The organism is Noviherbaspirillum phoenicis, assembly GCF_047237965.1.
Taxonomy (GTDB): Bacteria; Pseudomonadota; Gammaproteobacteria; order Burkholderiales; family Burkholderiaceae_D; genus Noviherbaspirillum_A.
In genome coordinates, this window is the sequence record NZ_JBDFLX010000005.1 from 566479 (window position 1) to 582561 (window position 16083).

The 16083-nt window shown below is 52.4% G+C and carries 13 protein-coding genes; 7 read left to right on the forward strand and 6 right to left on the reverse strand.

Going from position 1 to position 16083, the window contains the following annotated elements; translation table 11 throughout:
• Positions 1-12: 12 nt before the first annotated feature.
• Positions 13-840, reverse strand: coding sequence for a hypothetical protein (locus ABC383_RS28030; RefSeq protein WP_413019276.1), 828 nt, complete (start codon positions 838-840; stop codon positions 13-15).
• Between the two features lie 650 nt (positions 841-1490).
• On the opposite strand from ABC383_RS28030, the gene ABC383_RS28035 reads away from it, so the two are divergent.
• From ABC383_RS28035 to ABC383_RS28055, 5 genes are all read left to right on the forward strand, one after another.
• Positions 1491-2291 (forward strand): hypothetical protein, encoded by an 801-nt coding sequence (locus tag ABC383_RS28035; RefSeq protein WP_413019278.1) that lies wholly within the window; start codon positions 1491-1493, stop codon positions 2289-2291.
• Between the two features lie 336 nt (positions 2292-2627).
• Positions 2628-4187 carry a peroxidase family protein gene (locus ABC383_RS28040; protein ID WP_413019279.1) on the forward strand — a complete coding sequence of 520 codons (1560 nt, stop codon included), beginning with the start codon at positions 2628-2630 and terminating at the stop codon, positions 4185-4187.
• Positions 4188-5091: 904 nt separating this feature from the next.
• Positions 5092-5544: a hypothetical protein gene (locus ABC383_RS28045; RefSeq protein ID WP_413019281.1), complete on the forward strand. Its 453-nt coding sequence runs from the start codon at positions 5092-5094 to the stop codon at positions 5542-5544.
• Positions 5545-5604: 60 nt separating this feature from the next.
• On the forward strand, positions 5605-6528 hold the full coding sequence (locus ABC383_RS28050) for a hypothetical protein (protein ID WP_413019282.1): 924 nt from the start codon (positions 5605-5607) through the stop codon (positions 6526-6528).
• A gap of 485 nt (positions 6529-7013) precedes the next feature.
• Positions 7014-8573 carry a Dyp-type peroxidase gene (locus ABC383_RS28055; RefSeq protein WP_413019284.1) on the forward strand — a complete coding sequence of 520 codons (1560 nt, stop codon included), beginning with the start codon at positions 7014-7016 and terminating at the stop codon, positions 8571-8573.
• 250 nt (positions 8574-8823) lie between these two features.
• Here the strand turns inward: ABC383_RS28055 and ABC383_RS28060 are convergent, their stop codons facing one another.
• Positions 8824-10056, reverse strand: a complete 1233-nt coding sequence (locus ABC383_RS28060) for an MFS transporter (protein WP_413019286.1) — start codon at positions 10054-10056, stop codon at positions 8824-8826.
• A 129-nt stretch (positions 10057-10185) separates the two neighbouring features.
• Between ABC383_RS28060 and ABC383_RS28065 the strand changes: the two genes are divergently transcribed.
• Positions 10186-11118 carry a LysR family transcriptional regulator gene (locus ABC383_RS28065; RefSeq protein WP_413019288.1) on the forward strand — a complete coding sequence of 311 codons (933 nt, stop codon included), beginning with the start codon at positions 10186-10188 and terminating at the stop codon, positions 11116-11118.
• A gap of 200 nt (positions 11119-11318) precedes the next feature.
• Here ABC383_RS28065 and ABC383_RS28070 read toward each other — a convergent pair whose 3' ends face one another.
• Positions 11319-11561 (reverse strand): hypothetical protein, encoded by a 243-nt coding sequence (locus ABC383_RS28070; RefSeq protein WP_413019290.1) that lies wholly within the window; start codon positions 11559-11561, stop codon positions 11319-11321.
• A 21-nt stretch (positions 11562-11582) separates the two neighbouring features.
• Positions 11583-11777 (reverse strand): hypothetical protein, encoded by a 195-nt coding sequence (locus ABC383_RS28075; protein ID WP_413019292.1) that lies wholly within the window; start codon positions 11775-11777, stop codon positions 11583-11585.
• A 306-nt stretch (positions 11778-12083) separates the two neighbouring features.
• Between ABC383_RS28075 and ABC383_RS28080 the strand changes: the two genes are divergently transcribed.
• Positions 12084-12641 carry a dihydrofolate reductase family protein gene (locus tag ABC383_RS28080; protein WP_413019293.1) on the forward strand — a complete coding sequence of 186 codons (558 nt, stop codon included), beginning with the start codon at positions 12084-12086 and terminating at the stop codon, positions 12639-12641.
• A gap of 379 nt (positions 12642-13020) precedes the next feature.
• Here ABC383_RS28080 and ABC383_RS28085 read toward each other — a convergent pair whose 3' ends face one another.
• Together ABC383_RS28085 and ABC383_RS28090 are read right to left on the reverse strand one after the other, a co-directional pair.
• Positions 13021-14655 carry an AAA family ATPase gene (locus ABC383_RS28085; RefSeq protein WP_413019294.1) on the reverse strand — a complete coding sequence of 545 codons (1635 nt, stop codon included), beginning with the start codon at positions 14653-14655 and terminating at the stop codon, positions 13021-13023.
• A 479-nt stretch (positions 14656-15134) separates the two neighbouring features.
• Positions 15135-16058, reverse strand: coding sequence for a LysR substrate-binding domain-containing protein (locus tag ABC383_RS28090; protein ID WP_413019296.1), 924 nt, complete (start codon positions 16056-16058; stop codon positions 15135-15137).
• Positions 16059-16083 lie beyond the last annotated feature (25 nt).

The following is a 16083-nucleotide window of genomic DNA, read 5'->3' on the forward strand; positions in this document are numbered from 1 at the left end:
TCCCGAACCCGACTAGCAGCGCAGGTCGAACTGCCGCGATTGCACGCGCGATTTGTCGGCCTTTATCCAGTCCTGCGCCTGGCCTGACTGCGGCGCGCGGGCAGCGGCATCCAGCCAGTGGATACGCCTGGCAAGATCCTCGCACTCCATCTTTCGCATATCGACCGCGACCGGCGCCTGCAGGGTCTGCATGCTGCGCTGGTATGCCTGCTCGGCCGCGATGCGCCGTGCCGTTAAATCCTCCAAATTCTCCTTCGGCGGGCTCGCAAAGCCTGACGAAGCGTCGGACAGGGCCAGTCGCCTGGTCTGGGTCGGCGCGCCGCAGGGCGAGTCGGCATACACGGTCTTTCCATTGACAGTGCATTTGAAGACCTGGGACGACTGGCCCGCATTGGGCATATCGACCTGGGGCGCAGGCATGGCACTGGTAGGCGCTTGCGCCGGCATCGGGGGCGGCTGGATGACAGGCGCGACCGGAAGCTCTGGCTGAAACATAGGCGCGACCTGCGTGCGCATCGATTTCGACGCGATGTTCATAAACCCCAAGACAACAGCGCAGGCCAGCAGGATAGCCAGCGCCATCCTGCCATTGACGTCCGGCGGCCCCTGCCTGCGCGCTTGCATGTGGCCGGTGCTGAAATCTGCCGAGTCGGGCGCAGCGCTGCCACGCGCAGGGAAGGCTGTAGCACGCATGGCGCCGCCGCGGTCCCGGCATAGGCGGGTGATCGCCGCGTCGAGGGCATCCAGCGTCTTCAGTGTCGGATCGCGGCGGCGCTCGTATTCCAGTAGCCGGATGGCTTTTGCCTTATCGCCAAGACATGCGGTAACGAGTTCCGACATCAATGCGTTCTGGATCCGGATTCTTTCGCTGACTGATATGCCTGGCTGCATGCCGTTCCTCTAATAAACAGATCCTTCATGGAATAAATATTTCCAAAAAGAAATGTGAAAGTTTAATCAAGGCGTTGATGTTATGTCCAGCAGAAACCCCTGAAAAATACCTGTAGATGAAATTGATCGTTAAACACGGTCATCTACATATGGTTAATAAGCGCGGGCGGCATACTAGCGGCCGCAAAACCGGGCGAGTTTGTTAGCGCGACTGTATTGCATGAAATTGACTGGGTGGATAAATGGGTTTTATCGGGGTCAGGAAAGCTAAAGAGATAGATAAACGGATAGACAGGCAGCGTTACCGACCTGAGATACATGTCAAAAAAATATCACCATTCATGCGAAACAAGGGAATGGCAGAGTGAAAAAATGGCTGTTTAACGTATTTGGAGCAACTATTCGGTCTAATCCAATAGCTAAGTTTTATTGGTGAACGCATGTTCATCAGGTTTGACAATTGTCAAAATAGGCCATTTTTTGCATGTCACGATCAAAAAACTTCGTAATTAAAATCGCAGTCATTGTCAACCGCAGGTCGCTATATGCTCTGTCTATTACCCACAAAATATCCGCCTCATGATTATTGGCTGAGATAATTGAAGAAAGTTTTCGACATTCATGAAAACCACTTTTCATTATTTCAGAATTGCAATTTTTTGGAGGCAATGATTTATTATTTATCGCTTCGCGATAGCTGCAGTGCGCTGGAGGACGATATGAAATCACATTTTTCACTTTTCTTGGCAAGTGGTACATTTTTTCTTTGTGGACTGCTCGGTTGCGCGAATCCTCAAAAATCTCCATTCGGTGACGCAGACGTTGTATTGGAAAATGCGGCGGATGTTGGCATGGTGTCAGTAAAAGCATTCCCTCCCTTATCGTTCGCAACGATACAGTCAAAATTAGCACCCAATATAGCTATTACAACTGAAGAGGCACGCCGGGATGCGCTTTCAGCGACGATGTATGATGACGTCAATTATGCCGACAGGATAAAAAGCATACTTCAACTCGGACTCCAGAATACAACCAGGGAACAGACGACCACGAGCGAGACAGGTAAAGAGAATCAAACGAAAACGATCACTTCGACATCCCCTGGTGTTTTGCCTGAAAAAGCCGATCAGGATCAAGTTTTGGCGGCCGCGCTCAGAACACTGACGCCGCCCTCCATAGCGGATGCTTTTTTGTCATATTCATCGATAACAGGTTTAAAGCAATACGCTGGCTGGCTGGACAATTATCTGTCTGGTATTTCAATTCCAGATGAATACAGGAGACTGTACCGCGAAAACGTTAATGCGCCTGAAAAGTCTTTTGGCGGTTCGTTGGCTCTGGCCAGAAATGCGCATCCGTGCGGGAGCATTGAAGTACCACCGACAATCCGAAAGGGATGATGCCGGTTGGATCAATGGAAAGTGTGAATGGCTCTTTGACATGGACCGAGCTTATATCGGTCTGCGTCTTCAGGGTGTTCATCATATTGCGTACCGGCGAAAGGTGGTTGCAACGTTCGTATATGCCTGAATAACAGCACTGTAGCGGTTTGCCAGGACGATCAAGGACTCATGCTGCCGGCTTTCTAAACCTATTTCTGAATGCATTGCAGAGGCAGGACTGAGCGATCTGATATCCCTCCACCAGGCTTTTGTCAGTGCGCTGCGGTTAAGGCAGCGACAGATTTTTTCTCGCTAACAAGCGGGCTATCACGCCATCGGCGAAAGGTGCATACAATGTTTCAGAAACTGATCAGCGACCTGGCCAAGATAACCGGGCAGGCCGGTACGTTAAACAAGATTGCCATCTCCCACTTCACTCAATCCGCTTCTCCGCGGCCACATGCCTACAGCCTGTGGTGTCACACACCGTCCCTTTCGCAGCCTGGCGATGATGCCAGCAGCGTCGGCGAAGTGGTCGATTACACGGCCTGGCCGTCGCTGGTCAACCGGTGTTATTCCGGACGCCATCTGCCACCTGCATCAGCGGCCGAAATGAATGCCTTGCCCGATTTAAACGATGTATTGGCGCTATATATGCGCCAGGAAAAGATGCGAAAAAGCAGATCGTCAGCACTATTCTGCTTTTTCGCGCAGTGGTTCACCGACAGCATTCTGCGGACCGATCCGCTCGACAGGCGCAAGAATACCTCGAACCATGAGATCGACCTATGCCAGATATACGGTCTGACTGAGGAAACCGCCAGAATCCTTCGCAGTGGAAAGCAGGGCAAGCTGCGCTGCCAGTTAATCAACGGCGAGGTGTTCCCTGATTATCTCTATGAGCCCGGCGCCGACGGCAAGCCGGAGGTGAAAAATATTTACAAAAATCTTCCCTATCTGAAGTCGCTGGCCCTTTTCATGACCGGCGTTCCCGTGGAGCGGCAGTTGAAGACTTATGCCACTGGCCTTGAGCGCGGCAACTCTTCAATTGGCTATGTGGCGATCAGCACCCTTTTCCTTAGGGAGCACAACAGGATCTGTGACCAACTCGCGGCGACGACGCAGTGGGACGACGAGCGCCTTTTCCAGACTGCACGCATGATCAACATCGTGCTGCTGATGAAAGTTGTCATCGAGGACTACATCAACCACATCGCCGGCGCGCCCTTGTTCAGCCTGGACCCTGGCCTGGGCTTTAAGGAAGACTGGTATCGCACCAACTGGATCGCACTTGAGTTTAACCTGCTGTATCGCTGGCACTCACTTGTCCCGGACTATATCAATGCTGGCGATATGGAAGTCGTTGATGTGGAGAACGACGCACGCAACAACAATGGCCTGCTGGAACAGTGGGGCTTGGCGCGCGCCTTGCACACTCTGTCCATCGTTCCGGCCGGGAAGATAGGCTTGCACAACGTACCGGCGTTTTTAAAAAATGCAGAAATGGCAGCCTTGCGAATGGCCCGCGGCTTTCGCTTGAAGTCCTATAACGACTACCGTGTCGCTTTCAGTATGAAACGGCTGAAAGACTTCGAGGAGCTGACGCGGGATCCCCAATTGCAAAAGGAATTGCGGCGGCTCTATGCCACTGTCGACCAGGTCGAGTTTCTGCCCGGCTTGTTCGCCGAGGATGCCGACCAGAATGCCCTTTTCGGCGACCTGCTCAACACGATGGTGGGCTACGATGCCTTCACCCAGATCTACACCAATCCCCTGCTGGCGCCGGAGATCTATGACGAGCAAACTTTCACGGCCTATGGTTTTGAACTGTTCGAGCAGACCAGCACCGTACTCGATATCGCCAAGCGCAATGTGAGGGGGGTGCGCCGGGCCCAGTTCAGCTTTGCCAACTGATCCAATATGTGCAGGCAGTGCCTGGCTCGGCGTTGCTTGCCTTGGCCAGGCAGGCAAACAACGAGTCGCTTCCGCACAGTTCTATCGAGGAAGCGCACGTTGCCACTGCGGGGCACCGTCGCCACGCGCAATGAGATTGGTGGCCACACCGTTCTTGAACCGCGGTTCACTCGATGTCATCGGAATTAGCGGCAAGCTCCTCCTGCGTTAACGGAATCGGCGTCCTGGGCGCGTCCATAAAAAGAAATCGCCTATATGGAAAACTGTGCTGATCCTTCTTTTCAATAATGGGCAAGGCAGCGATCACGCCACCTTGCCCGATGCAAGTTAATACGCCTTCTTCCGGCGCGAGGTAGCAAACTCACGCGTTCACAACCTATATACCGGTCACAGCTTGGGCTTAATGGCGAGCCATTATCACCATTGGTCAGTGTCGCTGATATAAAGGCATCAAAACAGCCGTCCATGTCACCCTGATTCGCAAAAATATAGCCGGTCCAGGTAATAATAATTTCTTTAGTTCATCTCCGGATAAATGCTAGGAATGGCATCCGTTAAGATACCGAACTGCTGGAAAAAATAGCATATGGTTCAGGATGCAACATCTGGCATGAAGGCTGCGCTAAATGGATTCTCATTAGAAGAATGACAGTCGGTATTTTTTCCACTTCTTACCGACATTAAGAGACAGATGCTTTGATGTAATGAGCTTGCCAGCGATTAGCACAAGTTTGACTTTTAACAAAGTTCACAAAAAAGGGAGTTTGAAAATAGGATCAGCATTTAATAGTCAATAGGGATTTGCTGACATGTCAAGTTTAGGCAGTATTCCTATTGCCATTTTGAAATATAATATTTCAAAGAATTGCCTATTTGGCATTGGCATAATTTCAAGGAAATCGCGATGACTTCCAAAGATGGATTTAGCGAAAGTGCAAAGGTGGTAGTAACTTTTGTTGACACAGTCAGGGCTGCGTATGGCGATATTGCGCAACAAGGGAATGGGCCGAATATCCTGGCGCATCTCGACCTTGCCAAGGCGGCTGCAGAGAGCATCGCCTACGACACGAATGAATCGCCTCAACCGAAAATTGAAGAAATAAATCACCATTTTAAGAAAGCGCAGGATATTGCAAAAAATTCTTTTGACACAAATGTAAAACATGAATCTGGACCAGTTTTCGAAGATTTCTTAAATTCGGTGCAGCTTCCGGGCGTGCGTGGCTCAGTTACAGGATCTTTCCCGTCTCCTGGAAATATCAAGGAAGAATGGCCCTTTAATTTCGATATTCCGAAGTCCATAGTGGGATGGGATGATGACCCCCCAAAAATCGTCGGACCAGATGATGATTTGTAAAACTGTGTTTTATCAATCTCGGATCGTATTGTCGGGGCAAGGCCCTCCAAGGAGAAAAATATGCCCGATGGAAATGAGGCTTCAGCTGCAGCTGCAGGTAACCAGTCAGGGGCTGGTAGTCGATCAACTGGTGGCGCATTCAAGATATACCCAGCTGATATCAAGGGAGAGCGGCTTGTACATGGCACGGATGACGATCCCAAGAGGGTCAATCCATCCGATGAGGATGCCGTAGATATCTATTTCGCTTTGTCGAAGAAAGACGATTTTGTTCTTCCCAAAGAACAACTCGATTTGCAGACAGAAATAGCGAGGGTTTTAAGAACCGTCACGGCTATTTATTTGGTTGACAATAAAACCAAACGAACGAAATTCCGTATCTACTATGCTCGTCTTTTTAGAGTGGCTCAGATAGGCCTGGAAGGCCCGAACGCCTCACCTGATACGGCCAGAGTTGTTCTTTCTGAAATAATCGCAGATCTGCTGATTGAAGAAGCTGGCAATGTCAAGAACAGGCATATGAAAAGATTGGGGTATGCAGCCGTTCTGGTAGCGCTTCCCTGCATCGCCTTCTATTTGGCATTGTGGCTCACGTTTATTTTTGACTCCTATTTGCAGGCACTAAACATCGAGCTTGCCGTTCTGGCCAATTTTATGCTTCTGTTGACTGGATGCTTCTGTGGCGTCTGGTTATCCTACGCAATAAGGTCCTCTTCTATCACAATCAACGAGTTGATTGTCACGGACACCGACAGACTGACTCCTGTATCGAGATTAATGCTTGCCGGCATTTTTACGACGATTCTGGGACTGTTTTTTGTGTACGAAATTATCGATATAAAAGTAGGCAATTTTTCTGCAAGTCAGATCGCGACGGAACCCATCGTCGCGCTTCTGATTGGTATTTTCTGCGGTATCAGTGAGCTGGCTCTGCCGGATTCAGTCGGAAAAAAGGCAGTAGGGTTTATTGCCTCGATAAAATAATGCGCCAGTAGCGGAGTAATTTAATAGCAAGACAGCGGTTGAGCCAGCGAGTTTATGTTTCCCATTGATGCAGCCTAAAAAAGAACGGCCTTAGTTTTGCTGATCGACATACGAAAGAAAATTATTGCGAGTTGTCAAAAAAATTCAACGTCGCATTTAATGCCGGAATTTTGGCCGCGTTCAATGCACATCGGATGTACAACAGGGACACCAAATCTTTTAACATTTCTCAAATAGTTATTTCAGTGTTCCCATAATGTCAGATATTGCGAATCTATCGAGTATCAGTTGGTGGAATCGTATTTTTCCAAAAATAGTTTCATGCATATCCTGGAGGACGACGGGGCATCATTTTTCTTTAATGGCTGAAGAACTTGGCTTTTAGTTTGTCCATTGCCGGGCATTCAATGCGCCACCTTTTTTGCTTTGCGCCGTCGAGGTTGAAGGAAATCCGTATAAATAATCTCTTACACCGAGGCAAAATCATGGACAAAGACACTAATATTTCTCCACAGAAGCCGGCGCCTGCTGCGCCCGTTATTCCACCAGCTCAAGAAAATCAAGCAATTAATCTCGAGAAGCCCTTGCGCTGGAAACAAGCGAATTCAGTTGAGCAAAAAATGCTTCAGAACCTCCAGGGTAATATCCTGAAAGGTCATGGGCGCGACCACACATGGAACATTTTTTTCGTATTTGATCAGCATAAGGTAGCCGAATCAAGACGAGCACTACGTGAAATTGGAAACACGCATGTCACTAGCGCTTACGCCCAGTTACTTGGAACAGAATTATTCAAAACGACAAAAACGGATGCTGGCACCTTCTGTGCGGCTTTTCTCAGCAAGGATGGCTATTCGGCAATTGGTGAATCTTTCACAGTTCCACAAGACAACGATACATTCAATAAGAGCATGCGAGACTCTGCCGGCAGCGACCCGCTTAATGATCCTCCGCTCGAGGATTGGGAAGAGGCTTTCAGGCAACGTATCGATGGCCTGATATTAGTCGCTGACGACGATGTCGCTCGAGGTTCTTCTATCACGTTGAAGATTCAAATGATCTTGGCGAAAGCGGGGGCGACGATCATTCATACCCAGCAGGGAAAAAGCATCAAAAACGCGATGGGAAACGGACTAGAACACTTCGGGTATGTGGATGGGCGTAGTCAACCATTAATGCTGCTCGAGGATATCGACCAGGAATCAAGAGACGAAGGAATTGCAAGCTGGGACCCGGCATTTCCGCTCAACACAGTGTTGGTCCCGGATCCCCTTGCGCGCGATGGCGGTGGTCAACAGGATCCAAATTCCTTTGGAAGTTTTTTCATTTTCAGAAAACTGGAACAGGATGTGGCCGGTTTCAAGCTCCACGAGCAAGTGCTTGCGGATGCCCTTAACTTGCAGAAAGAGGAGCGCGAACAGGCAGGAGCTTATGTCGTTGGTCGTTTCGAGGATGGCACGCCAGTTACAATCGCCGGGGAACCGCAAGATCGCAAGATTCCTCGAAACGATTTCAATTACAAGGCGGACACTGAGGCAGCTCGTTGCCCTTTCCACGCCCATATCCGCAAGACGAATCCCAGAGGGGGAAATCGACCGGATAATGCTGACGCGGAACGCCTGCATATAATGGCTCGACGCGGAATTACCTATGAAGATGTTGCGCGTATGACCCATCCGGATGGTTTACCGGAAACTGATTCCACTGACGAATTTAAGGAAAAGGTGTGGCCCCATCTGCCGGCCAAAGACGTTGGCCTGCTATTCATGGCATACAATTCCCGCCTCGACGAGCAATTTGTATTTACCCAGAAAATGTGGGCAAACAATACCAAGTTTCCGCCTCCAACATCAAAAGACGGTACCGAGCCGGGAATCGATCCAGTGATCGGGATGGGAGAGAATATACGAGGCGGGCAAATTTATCCAAATAAATGGGATGATCCTGGATCCGGTGGGAAGGGCTTCGATTTCAAGGGATTCGTGCATATGAAGGGCGGGGAGTATTTCTTCGCGCCTAGCCTGAATTATCTTCGAAATTTATAAAAATGAAATGCGGGGTGTCGCATGGTTCGACACCCCTGGATACTCAAATTGCATCAAATTTCGTTGCAACAGAAAAGTAGTTTTCTGAGTATTTCTCCTGATTTTCTGCGGCGAGATCGCGTTTTTTACGATCAATAGCGCATTTCTGCTGTGGATCATTGCGAGATTTCCGACGTTCACTACCGACTCAGAGTGGGAGTTTAATGACCGGAAGCAGACCTTTAAAAGCGCATCTGTTAATACGCATGGATCAAGGAAGATCCCTGGCGCCCAGAACGCCAGGTCCGCGCAATCTTGGCAGGCTATAAACCGCCCAAAGCAGCAGCGTTGCCAGCGGCATGGCCGCGCCGGCGAGGGTGAGTCCAAACCAGCCGCCGGCGGCAAAGCTGGCGCTTGCGATGCCCGACCCGGCAGCCGCGCCGATAAAACCCGAGCCGATGAAGACGGTCGTGATGCGGGCGCGCGCCTGCGGCGCAAGCTGGTAGATGACGGACTGGTGAGCCACCTGCAGGCCCATTACGCCGATGTCCAGCAACAGCACGCCAGCCAGCAAGGCGACGAGCGTATGGGCCCCAAAGCCGATGAACACCCATGACGCCAGCGTCAGCAGGGCCAGCGCCCAGGTCGCAGCATTGCCATGGCCCCGGTCGGTGAGGCGGCCGACGGTATTGGCGGCAAGCGCACCGGCGGCGCCGACCAGGCCGAACAGGCCGATCTGCGCTTCGCCGTAATGGTAGGGCGCGCCGGAGAGCAGGAAGGTTAGGCCGGTCCAGAAAACGCTGAAGGTGCCCAGGCCGAGTGCCGAGAACAGCGCACGCTGGCGCAGCAGCGGCTCGGCGCGGACGATATCGGCAAGCGAATGCAGCAGCTTGACGTATTCCAGTTTGCCGCGCGGTGCTTCCGCCGGCAGGATCTGCCGCAGCACGACCAGCAGCAGGGCCACGCCGAGCGCGGCGATCACATACATCGAACGCCAGCCGCCGCTCAAACTGGCGACGGCGCCGGCGACGGTGCGCGCCAGCAGGATGCCGAGCAGCAGGCCGGTCATGACGGTGCCTACCATGCGGCCGCGGCTCTGGTCCGGCGCATACGACGCGACCATCGACGTGATGACCATCACCGCGCTGGACGAAATGCCGGTGAACAGTCCGGCAAGGGCGAATACCGTGAAGTTCGGGCTGAGCGCGGCAAGCGCCAGCGAGGCGACGTTCGCGCCCAGCATCATCGACAGCAGGGAGCGGCGGTCGAGGACATCGCTCAACGGCACCAGCAGGAACACGCCCAGCACGTAGCCGACCTGGGTGGTCGTCACCAGGTAACCGGCCCAACTGAGCTTGATATGAAACGACGCCGCCAGCATGGCCGTGAGCGGCTGGACGTAATACAGGTTGGCGACGAGGACGCCGGCTGCCAGCGCGAACAGGAAGAGCCGGATCGGTGAAAGCAGCTTGCCGGTATCGGCATTAAGGGTTAACGGTGACATGGCCTGACCTTTCGAGGAAATGACGGTTGAATTGATGACGCCAAGTCTAGGCCGGTTGGCAATGAAGATAATTACCGCATAATGCGACCCTACAATTCGTTTTATATGAACAATAGGCGGGAGAAGCGCGTGGACCGGCTCAAGGCGATGCAGACTTTTGTGCGGATTGTCGAAGCGAACAGTTTTTCAAAGGCGGCGGAGACCCTCAACCTGCCGCGCGCGTCGCTGACCGCGACCATGCAAAACCTGGAGGCTTACCTTGGCACGCGGCTCCTGCATCGCACGACGCGGCGTATCTCCCTGACGCCCGACGGCGCCGAATACTTCGACACCTGCCTGCGCATCCTTGGCGAAATCGACGAAGCGGAAAACGCATTCCGTTCCCAGGCTGCAAGCGGCCCCAGCGGCAAGCTGCGGTTGGACCTGCCCGGCACGCTGGGCAGGAATCTGGTGCTGCCGCAGCTGGGCCGCTTCATGGCGCTGTATCCGGGAATCGAACTCGTTCTGAGCCTGGGCGACCGGCTGGTTGACCTGACCAGCCAGGGCGTGGACTGCGCGCTGCGCGTGGGCGACCTGCTGAACTCATCGCTGGTCGGCCGCCAGATCGGCGCGATGCAATTCGCCAGCTGCGCGGCGCCGTCCTACCTGCAGCGCCATGGCACGCCCTCCAGTCTCGATGACCTGGAGCGGCATGTGACCGTGGTGCACCTGTCAGGCCGCACCGGGCGTGCGCTGGACCTGGACTTCGTGGTGGATGGCCGGGTTGTCCCGGTCAAAATGAAAGGCCCCATCGCGGTCGACGATGCCGACGCCTATGTCAGCTGCGGCCTGCAGGGCCTGGGCCTGATCCAGGCGGCGCGCTACCAGGTGGCGGCGCACCTGGCATCCGGCGCGCTGGTGGAAGTGCTGCCGCAGTGGCGTCCCGCAGCAATGCCGGTGTCGCTGCTCTATCCGCAGGGCAGGTCATCGGCGCCCAAGGTGCGCGCCTTTATTGCGTGGGTGAGCGAGGTGTTTGCGCAGCATGCTGAGTTTCAGGATGCTGCTGGCGTCGATAGGCGCTGAAGTTGGGTGCCGCCGCGGTATCGTTTATCAGCGTGTCCGGTGTCCGTTAACGCGCGTCGTCATGTCGGACGCCGTCAATTAGTTGACATTAATCAGATCCGATCCGGAAACAGGACGCCAACGCCAATCCAGCGGCAATCTGCCAGTGCGCAGCGCAACGGCTATGAAGAACCTTAAGGCAATGCTTAATCGCTTGCCGATTAAAAGCTTGAACCGAGCATCCATTCCAGCCCGAGCACCCGGATAAGCACGAAGGTGGCGAGCCCCAGGACCAGGGCCGACAGCACGAAGACGGCGGCCACCTTGCCGGCTGCACGCAGCACTGCGCGCCGCTCCTCATCCGGCTTCTTCCCCTGATCGTAGTGCCACTTGATGGCGAAGAACATGCCCGTGCCTAGCACGAGCACCTTGAATGTCACCAGGACGATAGGAATCCATTCCATTTTTTGCGTATTTTCAGGCTGTTACTTGACGGTGTCTATCGTGAGGAGCAGTGCCCCAAAACGCTGCTTTTGCAGCTTCCTTGTTTTGCTCAAGCCAGCGAAGCTCTTTGTCTGATCCGCATCTTTCATTACATCTGCCCATGAAATAACAATCGCACCCAGCATGGTGATTCGCCGAATGCAGAGGAGAGCGCAGAAAACCTCGGCGACTGCCATGTGCAGATGATGTTGCTGCGCGTCCCAAGGCATTTTACTTGAGGGCTTTTTTACTACCCTTAGACAAACTGTCTCAGTTGCAAATCATGCAATATGAAAATTTGCTGATCTGTTTGCCGCGATTGGCCGTGCGCGGCGGGGCAGGCGCGGGCGGAGTTCGGATTAAAAGACAAGCCGCAGTGTTAATCTGGCGCTTTACGATAAATGACAAGTCAGGCAACTCAGGCTGGGCACCTTGCGAATTACACTCGTGCCCTTCCAGACAGACTGCAAGCGGCTTGTCATGTACCTACAGCAAAGGACGCCATGGGAATCCTGACCTTCAGCATCAACCTCACACTGGACGGCTGCGTCGACCACCGGGAAGGCATCGCCGACGACGAGACACACGCCTTCTTCACCCGTCTCATGGACGAGAGCGGGGCGATGCTGTGGGGGCGCGTCACCTACGAGATGATGGAAAGCTACTGGCCAGCAGTCGCCCGCGGCGAGACGGAGGCGCCGCCGGCGGTGCGCGAGTGGGCGGTTAAGCTGGAGGCCAAGCGGAAGTACGTGGTGTCATCGCAGCGAAGTAACTTTTCTTGGGCCAACAGCCACCACATCGCAGGCAACCTGCGTGCCGCTGTAAAGAAGCTTAAGGATGCAACGCCAGACGGCGTGCTTCTTGGCAGCGGCACGCTGGCAACCGAGATGGACCGGCTTGATTTGATCGACGAGTACATGTTCCTCGTTCATCCAAGGATCGCCGGCCACGGGCCGACTCTTTACGAAAGCGGGCTGCTTAGCACGCGACGGCTTGATCTGGTCTCGGCGAGACCGCTCAGAAACGGCGCGGTCGCCATGCACTACCGCCGCGGGAACTGAGTCGGAGATAACCCAGGTTGCCTTACAACGGGTGGCATGCGAGTTCTCTAGATAGTGAGGTAGACTAAACGTCAGAAATTGCAGTGAGCATTGAATTTTAACGGCTCTAAAGTGACTCCGTCGCGGCATTTCAGTGCATCGAAATGCATAATGAAAAGTACCGCTTCAGCGTGTTAGCGGGCAAAAAAGGTAAAGGCAAAGTGCGACCTTGAGTCATTCCTTTCCTGAACAAAAAGAGACAGCCAGCAATTTTTCAGTCCATCACATAGAGCTGCCTCAATACAATGTCGTATGTAGCACTAAGTAAGAGCTCTATTCATTCTAATAAATGTTCAGATCCCTATGAGTCTACAAAAATCAACTGTCATTGTTTGCATTTTTAAAGAAGTAAAGTGGCCAACTTTCCAAGTTTATCTATCAACGCCTTTTTTAAATCATTGTTGGAAGCAATTTGAACTAAAACTGCCTTCTCATAATCCTGTCGACTAATAAACCGCATTCCATTTGCAAGTCCATCTAAAACACCGGACTCCCTAACAGGATATCTTGAAACAATTCCTTCAATATTTCCCGTTTCTATAAAGCCCTGGATTTTCCCTAGTTCAGCCGGATAAGGGGATGAAATAGAAACATTAATTGCTGAACTTTTTCCTTCTATCATGGCTTGTCGATCTGGCATGGCAAGCAATAGCTTATCTCGCATCTGACGTTCACTTATCCTACTAGCGAGGTGTTCAACGCTCTTTTGCGTCTTAAGTTTTGACAATGCTAGGTTTTTTGCTTCTGTTAACAACTGGTCGGCCGGAACGCCGAGCAGATGTGACTGCTGTGAAGCAATTGCTAGTAGAACTTCTGCAGAGTAATATAGACTTTCGACAGAAAAAATAGAAAGAGGAAAAATTCCTTCTGACTCCAGCTTAGTAAGTTGCGTATGATCCATGCCGTCATGGTCAATGAGGCCAAAAGCTTGAGCTCGATGGAGCGATTCGATCGAGCGTAGTCCCGCGACAGCACGCATTACCTCTCTACAATTCTCCCTTGATCTCACAGAAACTGATGGGAAAAGCAGTGCATATAAAGGTTTATCAAGGCTGAGGGAAGTGCCTTCTATAAACAGTATCTTTCGTCGAGAACCTATTAAATCTGTCCGCAGTGACTCAGGAATTAGTTCGGAGTTGTCCAATAGATCTACATCCCACGCTCTCACAGCATTTCCTTGCCAATCGCTGCCACGAACCAATATCATCTTTGCCGCAAGTGAATCGCCGGGCAACTCAAGTTCGTGAGTACTGACTATGAAGCCACAGTCATTTCTCTCTGCTATAAGTGCATTTAGCAATGGCACAACAATAGAACGATGCAAGTGTAATTCAGGCTCGTCCACAAGGAAAATTGATTTATCAGGGGCAGCAACCACTTCAGCGGCAAATACTAATGCGGCACGCTCCCCGTCTGACATTTTTGCGATACTGTAGACGTTGCCGGAACGCTCTGCCATTAGTTCTGACTTTTCAATTATTACCTGAACCGGCAAATTTGCCTGTGCCAAAATTGCATTGACTCTATCAAGAGGTGAATTATTGGATTGAAGACGTGCTATCGCTGGCGAATCAGCGCCACCAATTTTTATATCGTTTGCGGCATCTATTTTGTATTGAACTTCTGCCGCCTGGAGATCGTGAATCGCCTTTTCATTTCTCGAAGTTCCTGAAATGGATTTCCAGCGAGTATCTGGTGAACTGTCCCAGCTACGTAAATTGTTTGTAAGATTCCTTCGAGTTGCGGGGGTTAGTGAAAGACTCTCATTGTCAAAATAGCTGGGACGCGAACCAGGAATATATACTGCCACATGCCCTAATTTTCCAAATATGTCATGCACTAGTGCTGACTTGCCTGTTCCATTTCTACCAAGAATGAATATCGGGTTGCGAGATTTAACTTCAACACTTATAGTCGAGCTAGGTGTGGTAATTGAGAATGTACTAAGCGGGGAAGGTGTGTTTTCTGTATTCATTGAGCTTATTTTCGTTCAAACTTAATTTTCTGGCCTCAATCGATCTTTCCCTTTGAGGGGAAAAATTTTTTGGTTGATTATAGCCGATAACAGTCCAAAACTCTGTTGGCTTTTACCAATCTTTTGAACTTAAATTCTTCCACTAACGGTCCCCTTCCGTTGTACAGTGGAAGCGGTGACGTCAGCGCATTTTTTAATTAAAAGTAATTGAAAATTGAAAACTATTGGGAATGATAGTTTGAGGTGAGCCGTAGAATCGTGTGTAAATCGTTCCTATCCTATTACAGACTCAAATTTTAAGTAGGGGACTTCCCTCGTGTTGCATGGGAAAACAATAAGAATCAACTACCAAGTTGGCACTAAATAATTAGAAATTAGAAAGCGCTTCTAAGTGCTCCTGCCAGCAACTTTAACAGCATGGCCCTTCGCCAGACCCCTTTGAAACGCCAAATACTCAACCCGCAACTCAATAAACCTACCTACAATCCCCCACTCCCACCCCCAACTTTTTCATCCCCGCCACCCCCTGTCGCCATCTCATAAAACCCCCTAACCAACCCCCCCTCATCCCCCTCCCGGCAAGCCAGCATCAACTCCGTCACCGCCCCCGCATCCACCAACCTCCTATACCGCACCCCCTTCACCCGAATCACCGAAAACGACTCCGGCAATATCGAAATCCCGCACCCCGCCGCCACCAGCCCGATAATCGTCGACCCTTCCCCCGCCTGCAGCGCCACTTCCGGCACGAACCCCGCCTCCCGGCACAGCTGCAGCACCTGCCGCTGAATCCCCGTCCCCGCATCAGGCAGGAAGGTCACGAACGGATGACTCGCCAGATCGCGCACCCGAATCTCCCGCTGCGTCAGCAACGGATGCCCCACCGGCGCCACCAGCACCAGCGGTTCCTGGCGCAGGCTGATGATGCGGATGTCCGGCGGCGTCTCCCCGGCGGGTGGGCGGAGGAAGCCGAGGTCGATGTCGCGGTCGGTGATGGCTTGCAGCTGGCGCATCGTGGTCAGGTCGATCATCGTCAGCGTCACCTGCGGATACTGCTTGCGGTAGGCGTTCACCACCCGGTTGAAGACGTCGGTCAGCGGCGTGGAGGCGGTGAAGCCGATGCGCAGTTCGCCTACTTCGCCGCGTTCGGCGCGGCGGGCGGTGGCGCTGGCCTGGTCTGCCAGGGCCAGGATGCGGCGGGCGTCGGCCAGGAACAGGCGGCCGGCTTCGGTCAGGCGTACCCAGCGCCGGGTGCGCTCCAGCAGGCGGGCGCCGACTTCCTCCTCCAGCAGACGGATCTGCTGGCTCAGCGGCGGCTGCCCCATGTGCAGCCGCTCGGCGGCGCGAGTGAAATGCAGCTCCTCGGCGACGGCGACGAAGTAACGCAGGTGGCGCAGCTCCATGTTCTGTGAGACTTTCAAAGTATGA